At 62.5% G+C, this 25349-nt stretch carries 23 protein-coding genes; 6 read left to right on the plus strand and 17 right to left on the minus strand.

Annotated elements, in window-relative coordinates:
* Position 1: 1 nt before the first annotated feature.
* The 11 genes from EM6_RS03980 to EM6_RS04030 all read right to left on the minus strand — a co-directional run bounded on the left by EM6_RS03980 (position 2) and on the right by EM6_RS04030 (position 13755).
* On the minus strand, positions 2-3031 hold the full coding sequence (locus EM6_RS03980) for a tetratricopeptide repeat protein (RefSeq protein ID WP_126420429.1): 3030 nt from the start codon (positions 3029-3031) through the stop codon (positions 2-4).
* Between the two features lie 340 nt (positions 3032-3371).
* Entirely contained in the window at positions 3372-4199 is an 828-nt protein-coding gene (locus tag EM6_RS03985; RefSeq protein WP_126420430.1) for a MotE family protein, read from the minus strand.
* 97 nt (positions 4200-4296) lie between these two features.
* Positions 4297-5217, minus strand: a complete 921-nt coding sequence (locus tag EM6_RS03990; protein ID WP_126420431.1) for a DUF6468 domain-containing protein — start codon at positions 5215-5217, stop codon at positions 4297-4299.
* 9 nt (positions 5218-5226) lie between these two features.
* On the minus strand, positions 5227-6390 hold the full coding sequence (gene fliM, locus EM6_RS03995) for a flagellar motor switch protein FliM (protein WP_126420432.1): 1164 nt from the start codon (positions 6388-6390) through the stop codon (positions 5227-5229).
* A gap of 47 nt (positions 6391-6437) precedes the next feature.
* Complete coding sequence (locus EM6_RS04000) at positions 6438-7094, minus strand: flagellar basal body-associated FliL family protein (protein WP_126420433.1); 657 nt, start codon at positions 7092-7094, stop codon at positions 6438-6440.
* A gap of 231 nt (positions 7095-7325) precedes the next feature.
* Positions 7326-7955: a CDP-diacylglycerol--glycerol-3-phosphate 3-phosphatidyltransferase gene (pgsA, locus tag EM6_RS04005; RefSeq protein WP_126420434.1), complete on the minus strand. Its 630-nt coding sequence runs from the start codon at positions 7953-7955 to the stop codon at positions 7326-7328.
* A 131-nt stretch (positions 7956-8086) separates the two neighbouring features.
* Complete coding sequence (locus EM6_RS04010; RefSeq protein WP_126420435.1) at positions 8087-9700, minus strand: methyl-accepting chemotaxis protein; 1614 nt, start codon at positions 9698-9700, stop codon at positions 8087-8089.
* Between the two features lie 219 nt (positions 9701-9919).
* The gene (locus tag EM6_RS04015; protein WP_126420436.1) at positions 9920-11050 is read right to left on the minus strand and encodes an ABC transporter permease; all 1131 of its coding nucleotides are present in this window, start codon (positions 11048-11050) and stop codon (positions 9920-9922) included.
* Between the two features lie 91 nt (positions 11051-11141).
* Positions 11142-12059 carry an ABC transporter ATP-binding protein gene (locus tag EM6_RS04020; RefSeq protein WP_126420437.1) on the minus strand — a complete coding sequence of 306 codons (918 nt, stop codon included), beginning with the start codon at positions 12057-12059 and terminating at the stop codon, positions 11142-11144.
* A 134-nt stretch (positions 12060-12193) separates the two neighbouring features.
* Positions 12194-13129: an HlyD family secretion protein gene (locus EM6_RS04025; protein WP_126420438.1), complete on the minus strand. Its 936-nt coding sequence runs from the start codon at positions 13127-13129 to the stop codon at positions 12194-12196.
* Positions 13126-13755: a TetR/AcrR family transcriptional regulator gene (locus tag EM6_RS04030; RefSeq protein WP_126420439.1), complete on the minus strand. Its 630-nt coding sequence runs from the start codon at positions 13753-13755 to the stop codon at positions 13126-13128. The genes EM6_RS04025 and EM6_RS04030 overlap by 4 nt, the downstream gene beginning before the upstream one ends.
* Positions 13756-13943: 188 nt before the next feature.
* On the opposite strand from EM6_RS04030, the gene EM6_RS04035 reads away from it, so the two are divergent.
* From EM6_RS04035 to hemN, 4 genes are all read left to right on the plus strand, one after another.
* Positions 13944-14333: a hypothetical protein gene (locus EM6_RS04035; RefSeq protein WP_013478945.1), complete on the plus strand. Its 390-nt coding sequence runs from the start codon at positions 13944-13946 to the stop codon at positions 14331-14333.
* Positions 14330-14542, plus strand: a complete 213-nt coding sequence (locus tag EM6_RS04040; protein ID WP_013478946.1) for a helix-turn-helix transcriptional regulator — start codon at positions 14330-14332, stop codon at positions 14540-14542. The genes EM6_RS04035 and EM6_RS04040 overlap by 4 nt, the downstream gene beginning before the upstream one ends.
* A gap of 26 nt (positions 14543-14568) precedes the next feature.
* Positions 14569-15504 carry an alpha/beta fold hydrolase gene (locus EM6_RS04045; RefSeq protein WP_126420440.1) on the plus strand — a complete coding sequence of 312 codons (936 nt, stop codon included), beginning with the start codon at positions 14569-14571 and terminating at the stop codon, positions 15502-15504.
* Between the two features lie 204 nt (positions 15505-15708).
* On the plus strand, positions 15709-17046 hold the full coding sequence (gene hemN / locus EM6_RS04050; protein ID WP_232037111.1) for an oxygen-independent coproporphyrinogen III oxidase: 1338 nt from the start codon (positions 15709-15711) through the stop codon (positions 17044-17046).
* Here hemN and EM6_RS04055 read toward each other — a convergent pair.
* Positions 17028-17936 (minus strand): DMT family transporter, encoded by a 909-nt coding sequence (locus EM6_RS04055; protein WP_126420442.1) that lies wholly within the window; start codon positions 17934-17936, stop codon positions 17028-17030. The genes hemN and EM6_RS04055 overlap by 19 nt on opposite strands.
* A 269-nt stretch (positions 17937-18205) precedes the next feature.
* On the opposite strand from EM6_RS04055, the gene EM6_RS04060 reads away from it, so the two are divergent.
* Positions 18206-19672: a catalase gene (locus EM6_RS04060; RefSeq protein ID WP_172961120.1), complete on the plus strand. Its 1467-nt coding sequence runs from the start codon at positions 18206-18208 to the stop codon at positions 19670-19672.
* 43 nt (positions 19673-19715) lie between these two features.
* Here EM6_RS04060 and EM6_RS04065 read toward each other — a convergent pair whose 3' ends face one another.
* From EM6_RS04065 to EM6_RS04075, 3 genes are all read right to left on the minus strand, one after another.
* Positions 19716-20492, minus strand: a complete 777-nt coding sequence (locus tag EM6_RS04065; protein ID WP_126420444.1) for a hypothetical protein — start codon at positions 20490-20492, stop codon at positions 19716-19718.
* Between the two features lie 80 nt (positions 20493-20572).
* Positions 20573-20803, minus strand: coding sequence for an alkylphosphonate utilization protein (locus EM6_RS04070; RefSeq protein ID WP_013478955.1), 231 nt, complete (start codon positions 20801-20803; stop codon positions 20573-20575).
* A gap of 75 nt (positions 20804-20878) precedes the next feature.
* Positions 20879-21298 (minus strand): hypothetical protein, encoded by a 420-nt coding sequence (locus EM6_RS04075; protein WP_172961121.1) that lies wholly within the window; start codon positions 21296-21298, stop codon positions 20879-20881.
* A gap of 79 nt (positions 21299-21377) precedes the next feature.
* Here EM6_RS04075 and EM6_RS04080 point away from each other — a divergent pair, with 79 nt between their 5' ends.
* Entirely contained in the window at positions 21378-22637 is a 1260-nt protein-coding gene (locus EM6_RS04080; protein WP_126420446.1) for an FAD-dependent oxidoreductase, read from the plus strand.
* 19 nt (positions 22638-22656) lie between these two features.
* Here the strand turns inward: EM6_RS04080 and EM6_RS04085 are convergent, their stop codons facing one another.
* Entirely contained in the window at positions 22657-23955 is a 1299-nt protein-coding gene (locus tag EM6_RS04085; RefSeq protein WP_197723587.1) for a NupC/NupG family nucleoside CNT transporter, read from the minus strand.
* Between the two features lie 70 nt (positions 23956-24025).
* Positions 24026-25342, minus strand: a complete 1317-nt coding sequence (locus EM6_RS04090) for a DcaP family trimeric outer membrane transporter (RefSeq protein WP_126420447.1) — start codon at positions 25340-25342, stop codon at positions 24026-24028.
* Positions 25343-25349: the final 7 nt, after the last annotated feature.

The following is a 25349-nucleotide window of genomic DNA, read 5'->3' on the forward strand; positions in this document are numbered from 1 at the left end:
CTTAGGCGGTCTTCGGGGCGGGTGTCGCCGGGGCCGCAGGTGCCGGTTGCGCGGGCTGCGTGCGGAACTTCTGCTTCATGGCCGCAACCCAGGCGGTGAAGCTATCGGTCTGGGCGGCTGCGGTGGCAAAGTCCGAGGCGCGCAGCGGCCCGTTATCCAGCCCAGCCAGCGCCACGCGCACGGCGTCGCCATTCTGGGCTGTATCGGCGTATTTGCCGAAGCGTTGCGACAGGCGATCCAGCGATTTCTGGTCACTGGCCAGACTATAGGCCACCCCGGCGCGGATCAGATTGGCCTCTTCGCCGATGGCCAGCGCCCCGTCCTTTTTCCAGCGGTCCCCCAGACGCCGCTCCAGCAGCGCCCCGGCCTTGGCCCAGTCCTTTTGCCGCCACAGTATGTCAGCACGTACGTCCAGCGCTTCGGGCGACATATCGTTGCCCAGCACTTCCAGCGCGTGATCGGGGCGGTTCAGTTCGTTCAGCGCCCGTGCCTCCAGCACCCGTCGCTCGGTGAGGACGGGCTTGGGCAGCAGGGTGTTGCGCGTCTTCCACAGGGCCTGAAGCGCCTTTTCCGGCTGACGATTCATCAGATGAATGGCCGCGAGGTCCGCCGCCATCTGAGAGCGAGCAACGCCCTGAAGACGATTATCTATCTGATATTGCAGCAGATCGGCGGCCTGAGACAAAAGATCGACCTCGACCAGACGCTTGACCATGCGGCGCACCATGGCGTCGCCATCGCCACCGACCGGCGTCAGGTCCTTGAAATCGAAATAGAGGCCCAGCGCCTCGACCGGTTGCAGCCCATCGGCCATGCCGTCGAGGAACAGGCTGCGGAAGGCCGTGCTGAGTTTCTCATTAATTTCAACCGCATCGGGCCGGTTAAAGAAGGAGGCCCCGGCCCCACGCAGCACCTCCAACGCTTGACGATAGCGCCCTTGCGTAAGGTAGATATCGGCCATGGTGCGGATGGTTTCCAGTTCCGTCTCGTCACCGCGCCAGCGGAAGCGAAGGGAACTGAGCAGTTGCAGCGTTTCCTCAGGCTTGCCCTCGCCCAGTTCCAGCTTAAGCCGCGCCGCGCGCAACTGCGCCGGGGCATTGATGCGATCCGAGGTCGATTTGGCGATGGCGGCATAGACGCGGTAGGCGCGTGCCTTGTCACCCTGTGCCTCAATGATTTCGGCCTGCACCAGTTGCGCCTCAAGCCGGTCGAGCGGCGGCACGTCCTGACCGGCGGCATAGACGATCAGCTCCCACGCCGCCCTGGTGTCTTTCAGCGCCAGCGCGGCGCGGGCATTGGCCGTGGCGAAGCGCGTGCGCCATTCCGGCGGAAAGCCCTCCATGGCCGACACGCCCTCGGCAAAGGCCTTGCGCGCGTCTTCGTAATGGCGGCCGCGTTCGGCGATATAGCCGCGCCACAGATTGGCCGCCGGATCGTTTTGCAAGGCCGTCGAATCGAGATCGACCTGCGCATCGGACAGGCGGCCCGCCATCACCTTGGCCACCACCTTGAGGCCGCGCACCTGCGGATCGCCAAGGCTGCGCGGATTGTTCTTGGTCAGGAGGTCAAGCACGCCCTGCGCTTCGAAATTCATCCCCTGCCCGATCAGGAAACGCGCCAGATCAAGGCGCGCCGCATAGGGCCCTTCGGCCCCGGCCCCCTGCTCCTCGGCGGCGGCCTCCTGAAGGCGGTTATAGGTCTTGAGGAAGCCCTCTTCCGGCATCTGGCTCCACGACGGGTCCGGCAGGGTCGGGAACAAAGCCGGCTTGAAACCCGCGCGATCGGGCTTTTGCACCCCTTCGCCGTTGGACGACAGCAACAGGCCGCCGGGGCGCGTCACCGCCACGCGGTCGCCTTCGACCGTGACCATAATGTCGGGCGTCATGCGCTCAACCATCACGCCCTGCGCCGTGGCGGCAATCGAGGCCTGAAGCGTCGAACGGTCGTCGCGCACGGCCTTGGCCGGACCGGGGGCCGGAATGACCGCCATGCGGTCACCGACCATCGGATCGCGAATCCACGCCACGCGCTTGGCCCCGGCCAGATTGAGCGTCAGTGTGGGTGAGCCCGTCGTGTCATCCCGCTTGACCGCCACTTCGCTGGCTTCGCCGCTCAGGGCTCGCCCACCGACGCGCACGCGCCAGGTTGCGCCCTCCGTATCGACCGACAAACCCGTCGCCGACGGGGCGACCAGCCGCAGGGCGGTAAAGCCGTCATTCTTGACCCAGTTGGCCTCGGTAACGACACTACCGTCTTTCAGGCCCGCCGGAAGACGGAAATCGACCTCGCGATCAAAGACCATCCACACGGCCTCGCCGCGACGGAAGACGGCGGCTCCGGTGACTTCCGGGAAGGGAAAATCGAGTTGCACGCCGTCCTGCACGCGCACCTGCTTGAGCGCGACAACGGGAGCGGCCGCCTTGACCTTGGTTTCGGTCACCGGGGCGGGCAGCAATTCACCCGCCTTGCGGTCTTCGGCCGCGACGGTTTTCAGGACCTCCGCCGCTTCGCCGTGATCGTCCTTGCTGTCGATCTGCACAAAGACCGCGCCGTCCGAGCGCCCGAATCGCGCCTTGGCCCCCTCATCGAGGGTCAGGACGATCTCGCTGGCGCGCGCATCGCGGCGCAGGTCCACGGCCTTGACGCCGGTGGGCGGATTGACGCGGAAGTCGCCGATGTCGGGCGTTTTGGCCCCCGGCAAGCGGATGACCACCTGTCCCTTGTCGCTGCGCACCGAGGCGCGCGACCCGACGGAGCCATAGAGTTCGACGCGGCTGACACCGCCGTTGCGCCCGACACGCAGGTCGATTTCGCTTTTGGAAGCCAGTGCGGCGGCCACCTGATCGGCCAGAGGCGCGGAGACGGCCAGACCGGCGGCCCCGAACCCGGTCAGGGCGACAGCCGCGGCGGCAAAACGGATATTGCGTACGGTAAACCCGGCAGACGCGGCCTCGCGCGACGGGTAACGCATCTGCGTTTCCGCGTTCAGCGCGGCTTTTAGCCGTGACAGGTCGTGAGGTGGGCGCGTCATGACGCTCGAATCCTTGCCCTGATTGGGCTTAAGGCAGGGTTAACGCCGAGGTAACGAAGGTTGATTTTTGGAGTCAATGATCCGTCAGTTTGTCGGGTAACCGATGGTAAATCGCTGCGCGGAGCGCAAAAAACATATGGGGACACGCTGCATAAGGTTAACGGTCGCACCGAAACGTCCCAAAACCCCCACCACCACATCTCACCTGATTTCGCTACGCTCATCAGGCTCGTGTGGTCCCCCTCCCCAACAGGTTGGGGAGGTATAATATATGGGTGCAGGGGCCGTGCCCCTGCCCGCCGGAGGCAAGTAAAGCCCGCCGGAGGCAAGAGGGTGCCTTTTACTTCTTCGCAGGGGCCGGCGTGGCCGGAGCGGCACCGGCGGCATTGACCTTATCCAGACGGTTTTGCAGGTCATCCGCCTTTTTCATGCGCTGGGCCAGCTTTTCGGTCAGGTCGCGCGCCTTGTCGGGCTGCATCTGAGCCAGCATGGCCGCCAGGTTGCGCTCCTTCATCTTCGACGCGATGGGCAGGCGCACATCGTCCTTGAGCGTTTCCATGACCTTGGCGGCGTCCTTGGGCTTCATGGATTCATAGACCTTGACCATGCGCAGCACATCTTCGTCGCCGGTCTTGTTGGCCTGATCGAGCAGGGCCTGCACCTGGGTCTTGAGGTCGCCCAGTTGCTTGATTCGGCCATCGAGCTTGCTTTCAGCGGCGGCGATCAGTTGCTCCTGCGTCGCCATCTGCTTTTCGCGGGCGTCCAGTTCGGCGCGACGCTGCGCCAGCGCCTGAATGACCTTCAGTTCCGAGGGCGACATGCCGGCCTGCTTGGCGAGGTCATCAACCGAGGTGGCGCAGACCGGGGCGGCCTTGGCAGCGGCGGGCTGAGCGGCATCGAGCACCGACAGGGCCTTGTCATCGCCGGAGACCGAACCGGCGGCGGATTCGGCCGCATCGGTGGCCGTGTCATCCGCTGAGGTCGCCTTTTCAGTCTTGGGCTTGGCCTCCCCCTTCTTGGCGCCACCGTCGGCTTTCGGGGCCTCGGCCCAGGCGGTGGCGCTTTTGAGGAAGGCGGGCATGGCCTCGATGGAACCGACCGCACGGACGGCGATAACGCCGCCGACAGCAACGGCGATCAGCGGCAGGAGGCGAAGATGATTGGCCATTATCTACTTACTCAGGCTTTTGCTTTATCGCGCATTTGAATCCGAAAACCGCTTCACCTTTTGGCTTCGCCGAACTCCGTTTCGGAATGCGCTCGTGTCAACGCAGCCGCCGGAACAGGGGGCGCGCGGGTTTGGGGGCCGCCTCTGCGGCTTGGGGAGCGGGCCTGTCCGGCTCAGCCGCCTGACCCGCGTCAAACAGTTCGTCATCAAGCGCCGACGGCAGCCGCGAACGCGACAGCCGCAAAGAGTCGGGACGAACATTCGGAGCCACAGAAGGGTTGGGCGGCGCGCTTCTGCGGCCTTCGGTACGCAGCGGCGGCGTCTCCGCTGAGGCGCGGCGGGCCGGACGCTGGGGTTCACGGTCCTCAGGATCGGCGAACGCTCTCAACATTTCGTTAATCGCTTCCAGCCCGATGGCGCTAACGGCGGCCTGTTCATCGAGCGGCGGACGCGGCGCGGACGGCGTTTCGGGGCGCTGACCGCGCGACAGGCGGTCATTCATGTCGCGCAGACGCCCCGAAAGCGGCAGGTTGAGGTCTTCATCGGCCTCATCCTCGTCTTCAAAGGCCGGACGTCCGCGGCCGGCATAGGTCTGACGCCCTTCGGCCCCACGCGCCCCGGCCCAACTGTCGCGCTGAGCGCTACGCGCTACCGACAGAGAGGGCCCCGGCTCAGGTTCGACGATGCGCGTCACCGGGGTGACATTCCCCTCTTCGAGGTCACGGCGGGCGCGTTCGGCGCGGTTAATCTGGCTTTCCAGTTTCGACAACAGGTCACGCGCCGCCAGAATGCGCCCGTGCAGCAGTTCCTGCGACTCGTCGGCATTGGCGTGCAGTTCGCGCAAGGAGGCGTGCGCCTTGATGGCCGCCTGATCCAGCTCAGCCACTGCCTTGATGAAGCTCTCCTGCCCGTTACGCAGCGCCTTCAGGCGCGCATTGAGGCGCATGCCGTACCACAGGGCCACCAGCAGCAGGCCCATAAGGACCATATCCATGATCAGTCCGGCGGCGGCGGGCATGGGGGCGGACTACTTCTTCCTGATCTGCGTCAATCGGCGCTTGGTTGAGGCCGCCAGCGGGTGATCGACGCGGACAGCGATATTGTGGCCTTTGCGTCCCATCTTGCCATTGGTCAGCGGAATCGTGCCGCACCGCAGTTCAATGGGAGAATCAGCCGTTGCATTGAGCACGATGGTCTCACCGACCTTCAAGTTCAAGACCTCAGACAGCGGCATCTGCTGTTCGTCGAGTACGGCGCGCACTTCCATCTGAGTCGTCCACAGTTCCGTGGCCAGGTGGCTTTCCCAGATGTTATCGCGGCCGAACTTTTCGCCCATGAACTGCTGAAGCAGCATCTTGCGGATGGGTTCCAGCGTCGCATAGGGCAAGAGAAGCTCCACGCGCCCGCCGCGGTCTTCCATGTCGATGCGCAGCTTGACCAGAATGGCCGCATTGGCCGGGCGCGCAATGGCGGCAAAGCGCGGATTGGTTTCCAGACGGTCGAGATTGAAATTGACCGGCGTCAGCGGCTCAAACGCCATCTTGGCGTCGTGCAGGATGACCTCGACCATGCGCTGCACCAGCACGCGCTCGATCGTCGTGTAGGGGCGGCCTTCGATGCGCAGCGCCGCCGTGCCGCGCCGCCCGCCCAGAAGCACGTCCACAATGGAATAGATCAGGTTGGAATCGACGGTCAAAAGCCCGTAATTGTCCAGTTCCTCGGCACGAAACACCGCCAGAATGGCCGGCAGCGGGATGGAGTTCAGATAATCGCCGAAACGGATGGACGAGATATTATCGAGCGACACTTCGACGTTGTCAGACGTAAAGTTACGCAAGCTCGTCGTCATCAGGCGCACCAGCCGATCGAAGACGATTTCCAGCATCGGCAGGCGTTCATAGGACACCATGGCCGAATTGATGATGGCCCGGATGCCGGACCGCTCATTATAATCGTCGTCGCTGAGGTCAAAACCCAGCAGGCTGTCGATTTCGTCCTGATTGAGGATGCGCTCGGCCCCGGTGGGCGAGGCCATGCGCGAGTCCATGCCTCCGCCGCCGACCATGGCTTCCCATTCGGCCGCCAGATCGCCCGCCCCCCCGTCGCCCCCGCCGCCGGTCGCCGCTTCGGCCTCGGCGGCCAGTTCGGCCTCCCATTGGGCCATTAAGGCTTCCTGATCGACTTCCGCCATTTACGCCTGCTTCCCGACTCTTACCCGAAACCTGCTGTTACCCTGATTCAGGTAATCAGCATCTCCTCAATCAGCACCGCATTGACCTTATGCGGGGCCAGTACCAGATTGACGCGACGCAGAATCTCCAGACGCAACTGATAACTGCCCTGAGAGCCGGTCACGTCCTCCGGGCGCAACTCGCGCAGGAAGCCCTGCAACACGTCATCAATACGCGGCAGGCTCTGGTTGAGCAGTTCGACCGTTTCGTGATCCGCCACTTCAAAGGTCAGTTTCAGCTTGAGATAGGTCGCCTTGCCATTGGTCGTCTGGATATTGGCCAGCGTGTCCGGCAGGGTGAAGTAGGTGATGCCGTCCGGCCCTTCGGCGATCACCGGCTGGGTCTTGGGATCGACCTTTTCGCCGCCACCGCCGTGGCCGCCCTTCTCTTCCTTCTTCTTGCCGTGGCCGTCGTCTTTTTTCTTTTCTTCGCCATGGCCGCCCTTGGCCTCTTCGCCGTGCGCACCGGCTTCGGCGGCGGGCTTGGGCTTCAGGAACAGGAAATAGGCCGCGGCCCCGCCCCCACCGAGCAGCACCACCGCGCCGCCGGCAATGGCGATCAGCATGATCGGCAAGCCTTTTTTCTTTGGGGCTTCGCCCTCTTCGCCTTCGGCACCGTCAACCGGCGGCGCCTCTTCCTTCTTGGGTTTCTCTTTCTTGGCCATTACCCGCCCGACACCATGAGTCCATACAGGCTTTAAGCGTCTCAAAACATGGTTAACGAAGCGTTTGGAAAAACGGTTAGCGCGTTAACTTTTTCACGAGAGAGGGGAATTTGAGCCAACTCCCATGCGAAAAGTCGTTAGTTTGGATGAGATGGCAGGAGGCTAGCGCCGCCCGTATATGAATACGGGCAAGCGACGCCGACGCCCCAGATCGCCAAACTCACGACTTTTCTAAAGTTGGCGGCGCGTTTGGATAAAGTAGGTCACGCCCGTCCAGATCGAGGCCAGAGCGGCGAACCACAGGGCCAGATAGGCGATGGTGAAGAAGGGGTCGTACCAAAGCGGCAGCAGCTTTTCCAAACCGAAGGCGGCCCAGCTTTCGGTGATCAGCAACGCGCCCAGCGACGTCATCTGAATGGCCGTCTTCCACTTCGACAGCAGGGTCACCGGCAGGGACAGGCTGCGCCCGGCTGTGGCTTCGCGCAAGGACGAGACGGCAAATTCACGGAAGAGGATGATGGCGCCGGGCAGGACAAAGATGGGGTCGCCCGTGTGCATGGCGAACAGGCCCAGAAGCGTGCCGCAGACCAGAATCTTGTCGGCAATGGGGTCAAGGATCGAGCCCCAGACCGAAACGGCGTTCAGCCGACGCGCCAGATAACCATCGAGGTAGTCGGTCGCCGCCGCCACCACAAACAGATAAAAAGCCCAGCGTTGCAACCCGAAGATCATGTCCGGCATCACCGACACCATCGGAATGGCATCCGCCGACACCGCCATCAGCACAAACATGGCGATCCCGAGCACCAGCCGGGTGGCCGTCAGTATGTTGGGGATGGGGTTGACCTGTTCGTTCGTCATCACACGTACCTTGGTTTTTACCGGCCTTGGGTTTTTACCGGCGCACTGTTTGGCACTTCTGACGCCAAATCTCAAAGGAAAAAGCCCGTGGGACGAAACCGTCGTCGGCCTTTTCCCTCCTGCGCCGCACCTCAGGCCCGGATCTGACGCACGAAGCCGTCCACCTTGTCGCTCAGTTCGCGGGCGCGGCCCTGCAAGGCAACGCTCGCCCCGGCGACCTTTTGCGCCGTCAGGCCGGTGTTTTCCGCCGAGTCGGTGACATTTTGCATATTGTCGGCGATTTCACGCGCCCCGGCCGCCGTGGCGTGGATGGTGTGCGAAATTTCCGCCGTCACCTGCGACTGCTGACCCACGGCCTCGGCAATGACGCCGGTGCCCGCTTCAATCTCGGCAATGGTGCGCAGGATGTCGTTCATCGCCTCAACCGACAACTGGGTTTCGGACTGAATGGCGCCGACCAGCGCCGAAATATCACCCAGCGCTTTCGACACCTGATTGGACAGGGCCTTGACCTCAGAGGCGACGACCGCAAAGCCGCGGCCCGCCTCACCGGCGCGCGCTGCCTCGATGGTGGCGTTGAGCGACAGGAGGTTGATCTGACCGGCAATGGTGTTGATCAGCCCGACGACATCGCCGATACGCCCCGACGATTCGCTCAACCGTTGAATCACCGACTTGGCCGTGTCGCCCTTGTCCGAGGCCACGCGCACCACGGCGGCGGCGTGTTCAGCCTGTTCGCGGATGGCGGCGATGGAGGCCGTCAGTTCTTCGGCCGCGGCGGCCACCTGAGCCGAGTTGGAGGCGGCGTTCTGCGAAATGCCCGAAACGCGATGGGTGCGCGTCTTGGTGTCCTGCGCGATATGGGTCACGTTATCGGCCTCTCCTTTCAGCAGGGCCGTGGCCAAGATCACCTCACTGACCACCGTCGTCACCGAGGCTTCCAGTTCATCAGCCAGCGCATTCAGCGTGCGGCGGCGCAGGTGCGCGGCGCGTTCGGCTTCGTGTGCTTCGGCTTCCTGACGCTGGCGCTCCATATCGCTGATGCGCTGCGCCTGCTCGGCGGCAGCCTGCCGCGAGCGGGCCATGACCTGACGCGCCCGATAGACGCCCAAACCGACCCCGACCGCGCACAGGGCGGCCAGAGCCAGACCGATCAGCAGGGCCAGACGGATACGATTGAGGCTGGCCTGATATTCTTTCAGCGTGATGTCCACCCCGACCATACCGGCAAACTGCCCCGATGCATCGGTAAAGGGCGCGTAGCCGGACAGGAAGGTGCCCCATTTGTCGGTGACCGGTTCGCTTTCGGTCGCGCCCTTGCGGTCGCGGAAGGACTGCACCAGCAGGGGCGAGGCGTCTTTATATTCTTCCATCACCGCCGAGGGCTCACCGTTGCTGCCGGTGGGCTGCACGTCCATGACGAAATAGACCTTACCCTCGCGCTCGACCATAGCGTAGATGAAGGCCAGACGCTTGTCGGCATCGACCAGCTTCTGAAACGGTGCGGCGACCTTCTGATAGTCGGCGCCCGCCTTGTCTGTCCCGGAGGTGAAGGTCGAAAGGGTTGCCGTATCCAGCAAGGCGGCGGCCTGATGCGAAAGACCGTTGAGGTTGTCGCGAATCTCGGTCTTCATGCCGTGCTGCGCCGTCATGTACACCGCCAGCGACGCCACCAGCGCCACACCGAAGACCAATGCGCCCGCCAGCACGCCGTCGCGCAGGGGGTTGATACCCTGAACCGTCATCTTCCACCTCGTTTTGATAAAACGCTGGATTCGGTTTTATGGCCGCAATGGTTAATTTGGGTTAATTTTGCGCCGCACACAAAAATTTCATCATCATACCAACGGCCGAAGAGGCTGACCGCCTCCGGCCGTTGAAAACTCGAGACTGTCTCATATGTGTCAATGACTAAGACAGTCTCGAAAGGCATACCCAGAGGCATTTTCAATGCCCCTTGGGCATCAATCCAATGTCACCCGATAACGTTTCAGCGCAATAAAGCTGGCGACCGTGATGAAGACCAACAGCGGCCAGATATTGTGCCACACGGCGGCGGCATCGGCGCCTTTGAGCATAATGCCCCGCACGGCGCGCAGGAAATGCGTCAACGGGAAGACCGAGCCGATCCACTGCGCCCAGTCGGGCATACCGCGAAAGGGGAACATAAAGCCCGACAACAGGATCGACGGCAGGAAGAAGAAGAAGGTCATCTGCATGGCCTGCATCTGGGTGCGGGCAATGGTTGAGAAGGTGAACCCTACGGCCAGATTGGCGATGATAAACAGGCCGACACAGGCCAGAAGCAGCCAAGGCGAGCCCAGAAACGGCACGCCAAATACGAAGGTCGAAGCCAGCAAGACTATACCGGTCTGGATCAACCCCACCCCGACATAGGGGGTGATCTTGCCCACCATCACCTCCCACGGACGCGCCGGCATGGCCAGAAGATTCTCCAGCGTGCCGCGTTCGCGTTCGCGCGTCATGGCCATGGAGGTGATCATGATCATGGTCATGGTCAGGATGACACCCAGAAGCCCCGGCACGATATTGTACTGGGTGATGCCCTCGGGGTTGTAGCGGCGGTGGACCACCACATCGACCAGAGGCGTTTGCCCTTGCAGACTGGACCAGCCGCGCCCTAATCCATGATTGATGGCCCTTCGCACAATCTCGTTCATCTGCCCCACCGCCCCGGACGCCGCCGAGGGGTCAGAGGCGTCCGCGGACAGCAGCAGTTGCGGCCGGTCACCGCGCAGCAGGTCGCGCGTAAAGCCCGATGGCACCTCGACAACAAAGGCCACTTCGCCATTTTGCAGCAGGCGATCGGCCTCCGCAGGGTCGAACACCTGCTGTTTGATGTCGAAATAGGTCGATTGCTGCATGGCGGCGACGATGGACCGCACGGCAGGGCTGGTTTCCTCCAGATAGACGGCGGTCGGCAGGTGGCGCGGATCGGAATTGATGGCAAAACCGAACAGGGTCAACTGGATGATCGGCACCATGATCATCATGCCGAAGGTCATGCGGTCGCGCCGCATCTGGATAAATTCCTTGGCCAGTATGGCGAGGATGCGTTTCAGCGGGGCGATCATGATTTATCCTCCGCCCCGTCCGCTTTTTCCGTGAGGAAAAACGGACAAAACATGGAATAGGAAGGCGGAGCGGCAAACGCAGAGTCTTTTTTCATGATTTGTCCACCGCCTGACTCATTAAATGGATAAACACATCTTCAAGGCTGGGGCGTTCGCGTCGCCACTGCGTGCCCGCCCCGCCTTCGCTGGCGATCAGGGCGTCGAGTTTGGCGGGATCGCTGTCGGACACGTGCAGGGCCGAACCGAAATAGGCCACGTGTTCGGCCCCGTCGCGGCCGCGCAGACGGTCGGCCAGCGCCCGCACGCCGGGCCCTTCGGCCACCCAGGTGTGCAGACCGCTCTCGTCGATGATGCGGCTGACCGGCCCCTGCGTCATCAACTGGCCATAGGCAATATAGACGATCTCGTCGCAACGCTCGGCTTCATCCATATAGTGGGTTGAAACCAGCACAGTCAGGCCTTCGGCGGCCAGCCGGTGAATCTGGTCCCAGAAGTCGCGGCGCGCCTGTGGATCAACGCCGGCCGTCGGCTCATCCAGCAGCAGCATGGCGGGGTTGTGCAGGGTGCAGGCGGCCAGCGCCAGCCTCTGCTTCCAGCCGCCCGAAAGCGTCCCGGCCAGTTGTTTCTGACGGCTACTCAGGCCCAGGGTTTCCAACGTCTGATCAACGACTTGTTTTATATTCCTAAGCTCATAAAGCCGCGCCACGAACTCCAGATTTTCGCGGATCGACAGGTCTTCCCAGAATGAGAATTTCTGCGTCATGTAACCGACCTGCCGCTTGATCTGACGGCTGTCGGCGATAAGGTCGTAACCGAGGCAGGTGCCCTGCCCCGCATCTGGTTTAAGAAGTCCGCATAACATACGGATAGTTGTTGTTTTTCCGGAACCATTCGGCCCCAGAAAGCCCCAGACCTGCCCCTTCGGCATTCGGATGGCGACCTTATCGACCGCCACGCGATCGCCGAAGCGCTTGGTCAGGCCGTGCACATCAATGGCAAGGTCGGTCATCCTTTATCCTCGCCTGTTTACGGAGTAACCCGTTCGATAGACCGGAGGCTGGGCCGCCCCCCACCGTCTTTGCCGCCCTTCGGGCGTCAAATCCACCTCCCCCAGCACGCTGGGGGCGTATGAAATTACTCCGCTCATAGCGCCACATCCACCGGCTGACCGGCCTTGAGCGCGTCGGGTTTTTGTGGCGTCGCCTCGATCAGAAAGACCAGCTTCTTGCGCTCGCGCACCGAATAGATGACCGGTGGTGTGAACTCGGCCTCCGGCGACACATAGCGCACCTTCGCCGCCTGCGCCTGACAACCGTCGCAGGACACCCGGACCGTCTGCCCGACCTTGATTTTGGGCAGATCGCCTTGGGGCACGTAAAAGCGCACAAATTCGCGCCCCTTGGGATAGACGCTCAACACCGGCGTGCCGGCCGCGACAAATTCCCCCGCCTCGTGCAGTCGCCGCTCCACCTGCCCGCTGAGGCGCGCCTTCACTGCCCGTTCGTCCAGCACCCATTGCGCCTGTGCGGCCTCGGCCCCGGCGGCCTGCGCCTGTGCCCGCGCGGCGGCCAGTTGATCCGTGCGCGCCGCCTGACGCCGTGCCTCGATAGTGCGCTCAATGGCGGCGACATTGGCCTCAGCCGCCTGCCGCGTCGCCCGAAGCTGATCGAGTTTGGCCTGCGACACGTAGCCCTGCGGCGCCAGCCTGGTGTAGCGCGCCTCTTCGGAACGGGCGAGGTCGAGCGAAGCGCGCGCCTGATCGCGTTCTTTCAACAGGGGCGCGATATCCACCTCGCGCGCCCCCTTGCTGAGATCGCTCGCGGTCGCTTCGGCGGCTCGCCTCTGGCTCTCGGCGCCGTTTAAGGCCTGCTGCTGCTGCGTCGCATCGAGCGTAAACAGGGGCTGGCCTGCGCTGAGCACCGCCCCGTCATCGACATAGACCTGCGTCAGCCAGCCGGACTGTGGTGCGGCGACCGCTACCGACTGCGCCTCGACATAACCCGTATAGTGCCCGGCCTCGTCGCGCGTGCAGGCGCTCAGGCATAGCGGCAGACACAAAAGCGCGTAGCGACGACTCATGGCCTCACTCCTCTCAGAAACGTCTCGACATGGGCCTTCAGATAGGGGCGCGCCTTCACCGCCGGGGCGCTGATCTCACCGAAGGTGAAGTACCACAGGGCCGCCTTAACCATCGGGGCGATAAACAGGTGAGCATAGAGTTTCGCGTCCCCCGCCCCCAATTCGCCGCGGCTTATGGCGCGTCGGAACAGGTCTTCGAGCGCCCCCAGAACCGGCGTGATCACCTCTTCATGATAAAAGCGCGCCAGTTCGGGAAAGCGCGAGGCTTCGCGCACCAGCAGCTTGGGATAAAGCGGCACGGTGCCCGCGTCGATCTTGCCGCCGATAAAGTGCGCCACCCGTTTCAACAGCCAGCCCACCGGGCCGTTATAATGGTTGAGCACAAACAGGATGCGTCCGACGCGCGGCAACACGTCGCGCCGCAACAGGGCTTCGAACAGCGCTTCCTTGGTGGGGAAATAGAGATAGACCGTGCCCTTGGACACGCCCGCCGCCGCCGCCACATCGTCCATGCGCGTATCGGCAAAGCCGTGGCGGCTGAACAGGTCGTGCGCCGCCCGCAACAGGGCGTCGCGGCGCACATCGGGCGACAGGCGCACTCTTTTTTTGGGCAAAAGGTCGGGCATGGGCTTTACTGACTGACTGGTCAGTACTCAATATCACGGCGTTCGCGTTTCGACAACCGCGACAGATTGGCATGTAATGCAAACCTGACATTTTTTTCTCATGTCAGGTTGACATTACATTTTTGCGATGTAAGTTAAACCTTACATCCGGCCCGATGTCCTTTCATTTTTCACCAAGGACGACACCCATGAACCTGAAAACACCCGCCGCCGAATACGCGATTCAAATGACCCTCTGGATGGCGCTCTATGCTGGCCTGCTGATCGGCGCGATCCTGTATATCAAGGCCAACCACCCGACGGGTCCGCTGCTGTACGCACTGGCCGTCCTGCCCGCCCTGCCCATCGGCGGGACCATCGTTACCTTCCTGCGCTTTATCGAGCGTTCGGATGAGTTTATCCGCGCCATGATGGTCCGCCGCGTCCTGATCGCCATGGGCCTGACCCTGTTCCTCAGCACCGTTATCGGCTTTATCGAGAACTTCACCGAAACCCAGTTGATCGAGCGCTATCTGGTCTATCCGATGTTCTGGGCTTGCTTCGGGCTGGCGTCGCCCTTCATCCGGGGTAGCAAATGAAGAACCGCCTGAAAGACCTGCGCACCGAGGCCGGTCTGACCCAGGCCGATCTGGCCGCCCGCCTCAATGTCTCGCGGCAGGCCGTTATCGCCATCGAGTCCGACAAACACGACCCGTCGCTCGATCTGGCCTATCGTATCGCCGCCATTTTCGACCTTGCCGTCGAAGCGATTTTTGAAAATCCGCATCGCCTGAACTCAGGCGAATAAATCTCAGATTTACAAAGGAAAACACCATGTTAAAACGCAGCCCCTGCGCGCGTTCACGCCCTACCCTTGTCTTCTGGCTGACCATCGCTTTTGCTATCTTAATCGCCTGCGCGTCGGGCGTGAAGGCCGCCACGCCCTTCCCCGATGCCCCCACCGCGCGCTTTTCGGTTGAGGTGGTGGGCACAGGCCCCGACCTGATCCTTATTCCCGGCCTCAACTGCTCCCGCGAGGTGTGGGAGGCCACGGCCGAACGCCTCAAAGGTCGCTATCGCCTGCACCTGCTGCACATCGCAGGCTTTGCCGGTGAGCCCGCCGGCGGCAATGCCCAGGGCCCGGTCATCACCCCGTCCGTTGAGGCGCTGAATGCCTATATCGTGCAAAACAAGCTGAAAGACCCCATTGTGGTGGGTCATTCGCTGGGCGGGCTGATGGGGCTCAAGCTGGCCACCCGCCACCCGCAGGCCCTGTCGAAGCTAGTCGTCGTCGATGCCCTGCCCTTCATCGGCGTGCTGTTCAACCCGGTCGCCACGGTCGATACGATCGCCCCGCAGGCCGCTCAGTTGCGCGACGCCCAGCTTAAGGTCGATGACGCCACCTATAAGGCGCAGCAGGACGCTGCCCGTGCCGCTCTGGCGGCGGCCACCACGGATGCCGAACGCCACCAGCGCCGCATCGCCCTGTGGACGGCGCTGAGCGACCGCCGCGTCTCGGCTCAGGCCTTCTATGACGATATGACCATGGACCTGCGCCCTGAGCTTTCGAAGATCACCGCCGCGGTGACGGTCCTTGTGCCGCACCACGCCTCCCTGCCCTACACGGCGGAACAGACCTCCGGTTTCTATACCCTGCAATATAACGGTACGGCGAACCTCACTATTGTCGGCATCAAGGACAGCCGCCACTTCATCATGTACGACCAGCCGCAGGCCTTTGCCGAAGCACTGGATGCCGCATTGCGATAATCGACAAGGCCGGGTCGCTGAAAAGTGATCCCGGCCTGTTCACCAAGGAGACTGCGACGAAAGACCACATAAAGCCTAAGGGCAAACGGGCGTAAGAGCAGAACGTACCGCTTCAGGACGCTGCTCATGCCCGACACCTCATTTCCAACTCCGTCGTTCGCTCAAAAATCATGGCCAGAGAAATCGTGGCAAGAGCACGATGTGATGCGCTTTATGGGGCGTGAGGCCCCGCGCTACACCTCTTATCCCTCGGCGCATCATTTCGGGGCCCTGACGCCGGAGACCTATAAGGGCTGGCTGTCGTCCCTGCGTCCGGATCAGCCTATTGCCCTTTATCTGCACATCCCCTTCTGCGAGCAGATGTGCCATTTCTGCGGCTGCAATACGCGCGCGACGCTGAAATACGCGCCGGTCGAGGCCTATGTCGGGGCTCTGGTCGCCGAAATTCAGATGGTCGGTGCGCATCTGGGATTCCGCCCGGCGGTGCACAGCGTGCACTTCGGCGGTGGCTCGCCCTCCATGCTCAAACCCGCCGATATGGGGCGCCTTTTTGAGGCTATACATGAGGCGTTCGACCTGCGGCCGGACGCCGAAATCGCCATAGAACTTGACCCGCGCCGCGTTACGCTCAGCAAGATCAAGGCCTATGCCGCCTTTGGCTTCAACCGCGTGTCTCTCGGCATTCAGGACACCGATCCCGTTGTGCAAGCCGCCATCAACCGCATCCAGCCGCTGGAGCAGGTCAAGACGGTGATGGGCCACCTGCGCGACAATGGCCTCAATCGCATCGGCATTGATCTGGTCTATGGCCTGCCGGGCCAGACTTTGAACAGCCTAGATACCACCCTCGCCCACGTGTCCGAACTGGACCCCGACCGCATCTCGGCCTTTTCCTACGCCCATGTACCGTGGGTGAAGAAGCACCAGACCCTGATCGACGAAGCCCGTCTGCCCGGCACCGAAGAGAAGGTGGCCATGTTCCTGCGCCTGTCGGACTATCTGACGTCGCACGGCTACCGCGCCATCGGCATCGACCACTTCGCCAAGCCCGACGACGAGATGTCGCGCGCGTTTGAGGCGCGGACGCTGCGCCGCAATTTTATGGGCTATTCGACCCTGCCCAATGACTATTTGCTGGGGCTGGGGGCTTCGTCCATCGGGGAACTTGACGGCGGCATCATGCAGAATATCCCGCAATCGACCACGTATCAAAACCGCCTTGTGGCCGGCGACTGGACCACGGTGCGCGGCTGGGCCTATCAGGGCGATGACACGCTGCGCAAGGCGGTGATCAGCGACCTCATGTGTTATTTCGAAGCCGATATCCCGGCCATACTGGAACGCCACAGCTATGCGGCGGATTATCTCGATGCTGACATAGCCGGGCTGTCCGACTTTGTGGCGGCGGGTCTGGTGAGCGTCGAAGACCGCCGTGTGCGCTTCCATTCGCCGCTGAAGATGCTGGCGCGCAATGTCGCCTGCGCCTTCGATACCTATGCGCGGCAATCCGAAGCGCCGAACCGTTACTCCAAGGTCGCCTGAGGTTTACTGAAAAGAGCGCGCGGGTCGAACCCGACCACCAGCGCCGTACCCCACAGGACAAGCGCCCCGCCGATCAGCGTGCTCAGGCCCACCGCCTCGTGCAGGAACAGCCAGCCCCACAGCGTGCCAAAGACCGGGATCAGGAAGGTGACGGTCAGGGCGGGGGCCGCGCCTATGTCATTGATCAGACGGAAATAGATCATGTAGGCGATGCCGCTGCACACGACGCCCAGAGCGATAACGGCCGCGACCATCAGCGGCGTCAGGTGTGCGATCTGGTCCGCCTGAGGCGTAAAGAAGGGCAGAGCCGGCGCGATCAGCACAACCGAGGCCCACATGCCGCCGTGGGCATTGGACAACGGATCGGGTGTGCGCGGCGCGTGACGCGCATAGACCGAGGCAATGGCGTAGCACAGCGCGGCCAGCATCCCTGCGCTGATGGCCAGCAGGCTTTGCGCGTTAAGATGCGCGGCATCAAGCCCGACCAGCACGCTCACCCCGGCAACGCCAAGCGCCAGACCGGCCATCACCTTCACAGGCGGCCATGCGCGTGACATCACGGCCGACAGGATCACGCCGAACAGGGGCGCCTGCGCATTGAGAATGGACAGCATAGACGCTGGCAGGGTCTTGGCGGCAAAGGCGAACAATAAAAAGGGCACGGCCGAATTGAACAGGCCGAGGATCAGGAAGTATTTGTAAAACCCCTTGATCTGTAGCGTCTGGCGTGTCGCTACGCCCACACCGGTCAGAAACACCGCCGCCAGCAGGACGCGGATCGCGATCAGCCATACCGGCCCCAGCGCCCCGACGCTCAGGCGCATGAACAGGAACGAACCGCCCCAGATGGCGGCCAGAGACAACAGACGGATCAGGCTGGCAACAGACATAAATACCTCAAATTCCCCCACTTCGCAGGGGAGGATGTATGCAACGCATCGAACAAGCGTCCCGTCTCTTGCGGCGAAAACGATTCTACGTCCAGTGGCGAGGGTGCCATTCACCGCATCTATCCTGCCAGTTCCCGTCAGCAGCGCGAAACGTTTGAAAAATTCTCTTTATCTAAAATTCAAAGACTATCTATTTCATTTATTCCCACGCAACCGCCATAGTCACCCCATACCTCCCCGGAAACCAAAGATTCAGGAAAGACAAGACGATGAGCGAGAGCAAGTGCCCCGTAATGCACGGTAAAATCATGACCACCAGCGCGGGCGCGCCGGTGGCGGACAATCAGAACAGCCTGAGCGCCGGACCGCGCGGGCCGCTTCTGATGCAGGACTATCAGCTCATCGAAAAGCTGGCGCATCAGAACCGTGAGCGCATCCCGGAGCGCGTCGTCCATGCCAAGGGCTGGGGCGCGTTCGGCACCTTCACCGTCACGCACGACATCTCAAAATACACGCGCGCCAAGGTCTTCGCCCTGGGGGCCACCACGCCTCTGCTGGCGCGCTTTTCAACCGTGGCCGGAGAACTGGGCGCCGCTGATGCCGAGCGCGATGTGCGCGGCTTTGCCCTCAAATTCTACACCTCAGAGGGCAACTGGGACCTCGTCGGCAACAATACGCCGGTCTTCTTCATCCGCGACCCGCTGAAATTCCCCGACTTCATCCATACGCAGAAGCGCCACCCGCGCACCAACCTGCGCTCCCCGACCGCCGCCTGGGACTTCTGGTCCCTGTCGCCCGAAGCCCTGCATCAGGTGACCATCCTGATGTCTGATCGCGGCATCCCCACCGATCCCATGCACATGGACGGCTTTGGCTCTCACACCTACAGCTTCCTCAACGCGGATGGCGAGCGCTTCTGGGTCAAGTTCCACTTCAAGACCCGTCAGGGCCACGCCCACTACACCAATGCCCAGGCCGCCGATGTGATAGGGCAATCGCGCGAAACCTACCAGGAGGCTTTGTTCGGGGCCATCGAGGCGCATCAGTACCCGAAGTGGGACGTCAAGGTGCAGATCATGCCGGAGCTGGAGGCTGACACCACGCCCTACAACCCGTTTGACCTGACCAAGGTGTGGCCGCACAGCGATTATCCGCTGATCGACGTCGGTGTGATCGAGCTGAACCGTAATGCGTCCAACTATTTCGCTGAAATCGAGCAGGCGGCCTTTTCGCCATCGAACATCGTGCCCGGCATCGGTTTCTCGCCGGACAAGGTGTTGCAGGCGCGGCTGTTTGCCTATGCCGACGCCCACCGCTACCGTCTGGGGACGCACTATGAGGCCCTGCCGGTCAATGCGCCGAAATGCCCGGTGAACCATTATCACCGCGACGGTTCGATGCGCTTTTTCGACAATTTCCAGTCGAACCCGGACGCCTATTACGAGCCCAACAGCTTTGGCGGCCCCAGCGAAGCCCCGCAATACCGGGAACCGCCTTTGCGCCTCTCAGGCGACGCTGACCGCTACGACCACCGCGAGGGCAATGACGACTACAGCCAGCCGCGCGCCCTGTTCAACCTGTTCGACGACGCTCAGAAAGCGCGGCTGTTCTCGAATATCGCCGCCTCCATGGCCGGCGTGCCCGACGTCATCATCGAACGCGCCCTCACCCACTTCGAACGCATCCACCCGGACTACGCCGAAGGTGTCCGGGCGGCGCTGAAAAGCAACAGATAAACAGCGCCGAGAGCCCCGTCAGTTCACCTGACGGGGCTGTTTTTTATGCACGCCGCCTGACGGTCAGGGCCAGAGCCAGCAACAGGCCGATGCCGATGACTGCCGTAAAGGCCATCAGCGGCTCGTCCTGACGCTGCACATTGGCGGCGGCGATCCAGCCCAGCGCCCAGACCAGCGGCACGGCGTAGATGCGCGAGCGCGTCAGGCGCAGCATAATGCCTGCAAAAGCAATCAGGCCCAGCAGAAAGCCCAGTGACACCATGACCTGTCGCGGATCGGGCTGAAGACCGGCGGCCACCAGTGCCGAGGTGAAGTTGACCACCGTCGCGGCCGAAATCCAGCCGGTCACCAGAGCCAGCGGGGCCACGACAAAGCCCGTTTCGCTCTTGCTGAGGCTCAGCCGTCTCAGGCGCATCAGCCCGGTGAGGCCTGCGGTGAGCGACACGGTGATGATGGCAAAGCTCACCCAGTCGATGCCATGGATGGGCACCCAGATCGACCACACCGTATTCAGCAACCAGATCACCGCCGTATGCGGCCACGCGACCCGCAACGCTTCATTTTCGGCGTGACGGATGGCCCACACCGCGCCGACCAGCGCCCACAGATAGATGACGCCCCAGATGGCGAAGGCCGGCCCCAGCGGCACCAGAGGGTGCGAGGTCAGGGCCGACTGTTCGGCGACACTGCGGCCGATGCCCAGCCACTCCGGCACCTGACCGCTGAAAATCTGCGCCAGACCGAGCAGCAACAGCAGCCAACCGGCCGCCGGCGCACGACCGGTACGCACGGAGTCTATAGAGGTGATGGTGCGGGCCATGTGACTCTCCCTTGCTTGAACGCTTTTTATACGCTCGTCAGAGGGATTACGTTCACGCCCTTGCTATCACGAAAGGGAGATCAGGCCTTTTTGACGAACTCGGTGCGCAGGACAAGGCCGCGTACCTTCTCGTGGTTGCACTCAATCTCGTCTTCGTCATAGGTCAGGCGGATATTCTTGATCAGCGTGCCGCGCTTGAGCGTCACACCGCCCGACCCCTTGACCTTAAGGTCCTTGATCAGGGTGACGTTGTCGCCATCCGCCAGACGCGCGCCATTGGCGTCCTTTACGATCAGTTCTTCATCGGACATGGCGAGGCTCCTTGCTAGCTTCCGTCGCGCCCTGCCTAACCGATCACCCTCATTTCCACAATACAGGTATGGAAATTAATCCCGGCAATAGCCTTCGCCGTTGGAAACGGAGACGCAATCCAGCTTGTCCGCCAGATATTTGACGCCGGTTTTGGCCCCGGTCGTATGGCGGATGAGCTGGGTTTCGCCGTTACGCTCGATCTGCATGGCATTGCCATTGACCGTTCCGGTAAATACGCCCGGTGTGTTCGTACCGCTCAGCGTCACTTCGTAATCGTGTTGACGCGCCACGACCTCAAGCGAGGCGCCTTCCGGCCCGGTCCAGCGCCCGACATAGCCGGCGGCAACATCGGCGGCTTTCGACGCGCTGGTCGAGGCGGCGCTGGAGGCCGAGGCCTCCGCTTCGGTGGGGGTAGAGGTGTCGGTCTTGGGCGAACAGGCGATCAGTGACAGCGAGGCCAAAACCGGGAACAAACTTAAAACAGGGCGCATCATCATCGTACCATTATGCACATCAGGGGCTTCGTGCTAAGAAACCTGACGGGGATGATAATACAGATAAACTTCTGGTGTGATGCCGCTCTTACGCTCCATTTATAAAACCGCCATAGTCGGGGCAGGCACCACGGGTCTGGCTCTCGCCGGGTTTCTGAAGGCCGATGGCCATGCGGTCGATGTGTTCGAACGCTTCGAAACGCCGCGTCCACTGGGGGCGGGCCTTCTGCTGCAACCGTCCGGGCTGGCGGTTCTGGCGCGTCTGGGGCTGGATGAAAAGCTCATCGCTCTGAGCGCGCCCGTGCACAACCTCTATGGGGAGACCCAGCGCGGGACGGTGATCTTCGATCTGGACTACCGCAGTCTGGCGCCCCATCTGTTCGGTCTGGGCACCCATCGCGCCAGCCTGTTTCAGGTTCTCTACGATCACGTCGTTTCGCTCGGCGTTCCCATCCATACCGGATGCGATGCCGTGGAGACGCGCACCCACGCCGATGGCAAGCTGTCGCTGAGTCTGGCGGATGGCCGCGACGCCGGGCCGTTTGATCTGATTATCGACGCCAGTGGACGCCATTCGAAACTCGCCCGGCAGCACGGCGCTATTGCCCACGACACGCCCTATCCTTACGCCGCCCTGTGGGGCGTGGTTCACGATCTGGAGGGCTTCAGCAAAGACCACCTCCTGCAACGTTATGACGCCGCGCGGGTCATGATCGGTACCCTGCCTCTGGGGCAAACCCCAACCGACCCACAGCCGCACATGGCTTTCTTCTGGAGCCTGCCCGCCCGCGATCATGTGAGGGTGCGCGCCGACGGACTGGCGGCATGGCAGGAACGTGTCACTCATTATTGGCCCCAGATGGCGCCTTTTGTGGCGCAGTTCACGGACTTCGATCAACTGACCTTTGCCGAATACGGCCACCGGGTGATGAAGCGCTGGCACGACGGGCGTCTGGTCTTTACCGGCGACGCTGCCCATCCGATCAGCCCGCAACTGGGGCAAGGGGCCAATCTCGGCCTGTGCGACGCCCTGATCCTGAGCGAGGCCCTGTCACGTAGCGCAACCCCTGAGGATGCCATTGCGGCCTATAGCCGGGCACGCAAGGCGCATCTAACCTTTTATCAGATCGCCAGCCGCTGGATGACACCCTTCTTTCAGTCCGATCAGACCCTGGCCCCTTGGGTGCGCGACCGCACCTTCGGGCTGATGTGTCGGATGCCGTGGATGAAGCAGGAGATGCTGCGAACCTTGTCCGGCATAAAGACGGGACTCTTCAGTCACCTCGATCCCGGTGACTGGCACGCTCGCTATCGCCTCAGACCGGGCGCACCGCACTAAAATCAATGATTGATATGGCTTAATTGAACAGCAACAACCCCGCTATCGCCGCGTTCATCAGATTGGCCAGAGTGGCGGCGAGAAGCGCCCTTGGCCCCAGCTTGACGATCATATCGCGCTGATTGGGGGCCAGACCGCCGATCACCGCCAGTTGGATGGCGATGGACGACAGATTGGCGAAGCCGCACAGGGCAAAGCTCATTATGGCGGTTGAACGCGGCGACAACTGCCCGCCCTCTTCCATCAGGTGCAGATAGGCGACAAATTCGTTCATGATCAGCTTTTCGCCGAACAGGCCGCCGGCCGCCACGGCCTCGTTCCACGGAATATTGATCAGGAACATGACCGGCGCGAAAACAAAGCCCAGAATTCCCTGAAGCGTCAGGTCCGGATAGCCGAACAGACCGCCTATACCGCCCAGAATGCCATTGAGCAGCGCGATCAGGGCCACAAAGGCCAGCACCATGCCGCCCACCGAAATGGCGATCTTCAGGCCGTCCTGCACGCCGTCGGAAATGGCGGCCAGCAGGCTCTTGGGGTGGTGGTCGGCGTCTTCCATGATCGGTTCGGGCGAATGGATCACCGCCCCTTTAGGATCGGGAATGATGATCTTGGCCATCAGCAGCCCGCCGGGCGCCGACATGAAGCTGGCGGCGAGTAGGTAGTCGATCTTGATGCCGATTTGCGCATAGGCGGCCAGAATGGTGCCCGCCACGCCGGCCATGCCCGAGGCCATGATGGCAAACAGTTGCGCCTTGGTCAGGCCCGCCAGATAGGGCCGCACGACCAGCGGCGATTCGCTTTGCCCGACCAGCACATTGGCCGCCGCCGCCAGCGCCTCAACGCGGCTGATGCCGATGATAAAGCCCAGGCCCCCGCCGATCACCTTGATGATCAACTGCATGATTTTCAGGTAATAAAGCACCGAGGCCAGCGCCGCGAAGAAAACGATCACCGGCAGCACATTGATGGCGAAGCCCGCCCCGCCCGGCACGTTGACCAGCCCGCCGAACAACATGTCAATGGCGCCCTTGGAATAGCCCATCAGGGCTTCGACGCCGTGCGCGATGGCCTGCACCCCCGCCTTGCCCCAACTGGTGTGCAGGACCAGTACGCCGATCAGCACCTGAAGCGCAAAGGCACACGCCACCATGCGTAGCCGGATGGCTTTGCGATCGGCCGACACCAGAAACGCGATCAACAGCAGGGTGACAATGCCGCCTATACCGATCAGCCAGTGGTTACTGGTCAAACCGGAGGGCAGGCCAGAAGACAGGCCAGTAACAGACGGAACGGAGGCGGAGGCAGAAGCGGCCATGCGGGTACTCAGGCAAAAACGAAGGGGTGAGCCTAAGCACCGCCGCGGGCCGGGGTCAATGCGCACGCACTCAATAGGCGTATTTCGCCGCCAGTTCGAGGCGGTCCAGTCGCCCGCTCTGCCCATTCAGCAGTTCGCGTTTACCGCTGCGCAGTTCGATACCGAGATCGAGCCCCCTGACCGGCGTGAAAAACAGGTTGGCGGCCAGACTTTGCGCCGATTTTGACGCCAGAGCCGGGCTGCCTGCCGGATAGTCGGCGTTCAAAAACGACGCGGCGAAGGTCGAACGCAGGCGCGGCGTCCAGCCCAGCTTCACCGCCACAAACCCTGAGGTGACACCGACCGCCTCCATCTTCGATCCGGGCGTCCCGGCATAGACGACATCGGGCGCGAAGTTGAGCCCGACATAGCGCCCGATACCCTCCCCGCCGGTCAGCATAAAGCGCAGATCATGACGCGCCTTCGTCCCGAACGGCACCCTGCCCGACAGGCTAAGACCGTAGCCCGACGCCGTGGCCCCCACCGCGCCATTATCGACGGCCAGTTGCCGCGCCAGAACGGCCAACGCGAAATCGCCATAAGGCCTTTTGAGGCTGAGGCGCGCTGTCACATCGGGCAGGCGGTCGTCGTCGTTTTCGATCAGGGTCGCCGCGGTGGGCGTAATCGACGCCGTTTCCGGGTTTTCCAGCGCCACGGCCAGGCTGTAACCCGCCCCCAGCGGCAGCGTATAGCGCACCTGCGGCTGACGCACGAAGACCGTGCCTTCGGTGGGGCCGACAAAATCCGTGCTTTCCGGCAGGGCGGCGACGTTCTGGAACGTCGTCCAGTCCTGCCCGAACAGCCAGCGGCCATAGGTGATATAGGCGCGTCGCAGCGCCAGATTATAGCCATTGGTGGTGCGTTCGCTGCCACCGCCGGGCGTGGTCTGGAAATCGGCCTCGACATAGCCGCTTAAGCCCGAACCGCTGTCCATCGACACCGTCAGGCGCGTCTGTTTGGCGATAAAATCGGCGTCGCTGTGTTCGCGCGTCCCCCCCACGGGGATGTACGCCGGCAGGTAGAAGTCGCGCCCCAGCGATCCGGTGGCCAGATCGCCGGAATCGTAGCGGCTGAACAAGGCATTGGTCTTGAGAAAACCGCCGAAACGTAAGGCGGGCCCGGTAGCTTGGACGAGTTGGGTCTGGGCGGATTGGGGCGGGGCGGACGGTGGGGCCTTTTCGGCTTTCAACCCGGCCAGTTCGGCGCGCAGGCGGCTCAGTTCGCCCTCCATCGCCGCCAGCCTCTGTTCAAGCGCCGCCTCAGACGGCACGGTCTGTTGCGCGCTGACGGGGCCAGCCGCCAGCGCCAGCCCGACCGCAGAGGTCAGGCCGATCAGGGTATATCGCATGTGAACC

The organism is Asticcacaulis excentricus (assembly GCF_003966695.1).
Classification (GTDB): Bacteria; Pseudomonadota; Alphaproteobacteria; order Caulobacterales; family Caulobacteraceae; genus Asticcacaulis; species Asticcacaulis excentricus_A.

Coding starts and splice junctions, on each gene's coding strand:
- EM6_RS03980 (WP_126420429.1), bottom strand. CDS start 3,031: ATGACGCGCCCACCTCACGACCTGTCACGGCTAAAAGCCGCGCTGAAC.
- EM6_RS03985 (WP_126420430.1), bottom strand. CDS start 4,199: ATGGCCAATCATCTTCGCCTCCTGCCGCTGATCGCCGTTGCTGTCGGC.
- EM6_RS03990 (WP_126420431.1), bottom strand. CDS start 5,217: ATGCCCGCCGCCGCCGGACTGATCATGGATATGGTCCTTATGGGCCTG.
- fliM (WP_126420432.1), bottom strand. CDS start 6,390: ATGGCGGAAGTCGATCAGGAAGCCTTAATGGCCCAATGGGAGGCCGAA.
- EM6_RS04000 (WP_126420433.1), bottom strand. CDS start 7,094: ATGGCCAAGAAAGAGAAACCCAAGAAGGAAGAGGCGCCGCCGGTTGAC.
- pgsA (WP_126420434.1), bottom strand. CDS start 7,955: ATGACGAACGAACAGGTCAACCCCATCCCCAACATACTGACGGCCACC.
- EM6_RS04010 (WP_126420435.1), bottom strand. CDS start 9,700: ATGACGGTTCAGGGTATCAACCCCCTGCGCGACGGCGTGCTGGCGGGC.
- EM6_RS04015 (WP_126420436.1), bottom strand. CDS start 11,050: ATGATCGCCCCGCTGAAACGCATCCTCGCCATACTGGCCAAGGAATTT.
- EM6_RS04020 (WP_126420437.1), bottom strand. CDS start 12,059: ATGACCGACCTTGCCATTGATGTGCACGGCCTGACCAAGCGCTTCGGC.
- EM6_RS04025 (WP_126420438.1), bottom strand. CDS start 13,129: ATGAGTCGTCGCTACGCGCTTTTGTGTCTGCCGCTATGCCTGAGCGCC.
- EM6_RS04030 (WP_126420439.1), bottom strand. CDS start 13,755: ATGCCCGACCTTTTGCCCAAAAAAAGAGTGCGCCTGTCGCCCGATGTG.
- EM6_RS04035 (WP_013478945.1), top strand. CDS start 13,944: ATGAACCTGAAAACACCCGCCGCCGAATACGCGATTCAAATGACCCTC.
- EM6_RS04040 (WP_013478946.1), top strand. CDS start 14,330: ATGAAGAACCGCCTGAAAGACCTGCGCACCGAGGCCGGTCTGACCCAG.
- EM6_RS04045 (WP_126420440.1), top strand. CDS start 14,569: ATGTTAAAACGCAGCCCCTGCGCGCGTTCACGCCCTACCCTTGTCTTC.
- hemN (WP_232037111.1), top strand. CDS start 15,709: ATGCGCTTTATGGGGCGTGAGGCCCCGCGCTACACCTCTTATCCCTCG.
- EM6_RS04055 (WP_126420442.1), bottom strand. CDS start 17,936: ATGTCTGTTGCCAGCCTGATCCGTCTGTTGTCTCTGGCCGCCATCTGG.
- EM6_RS04060 (WP_172961120.1), top strand. CDS start 18,206: ATGAGCGAGAGCAAGTGCCCCGTAATGCACGGTAAAATCATGACCACC.
- EM6_RS04065 (WP_126420444.1), bottom strand. CDS start 20,492: ATGGCCCGCACCATCACCTCTATAGACTCCGTGCGTACCGGTCGTGCG.
- EM6_RS04070 (WP_013478955.1), bottom strand. CDS start 20,803: ATGTCCGATGAAGAACTGATCGTAAAGGACGCCAATGGCGCGCGTCTG.
- EM6_RS04075 (WP_172961121.1), bottom strand. CDS start 21,298: ATGATGCGCCCTGTTTTAAGTTTGTTCCCGGTTTTGGCCTCGCTGTCA.
- EM6_RS04080 (WP_126420446.1), top strand. CDS start 21,378: ATGCCGCTCTTACGCTCCATTTATAAAACCGCCATAGTCGGGGCAGGC.
- EM6_RS04085 (WP_197723587.1), bottom strand. CDS start 23,955: ATGGCCGCTTCTGCCTCCGCCTCCGTTCCGTCTGTTACTGGCCTGTCT.
- EM6_RS04090 (WP_126420447.1), bottom strand. CDS start 25,342: ATGCGATATACCCTGATCGGCCTGACCTCTGCGGTCGGGCTGGCGCTG.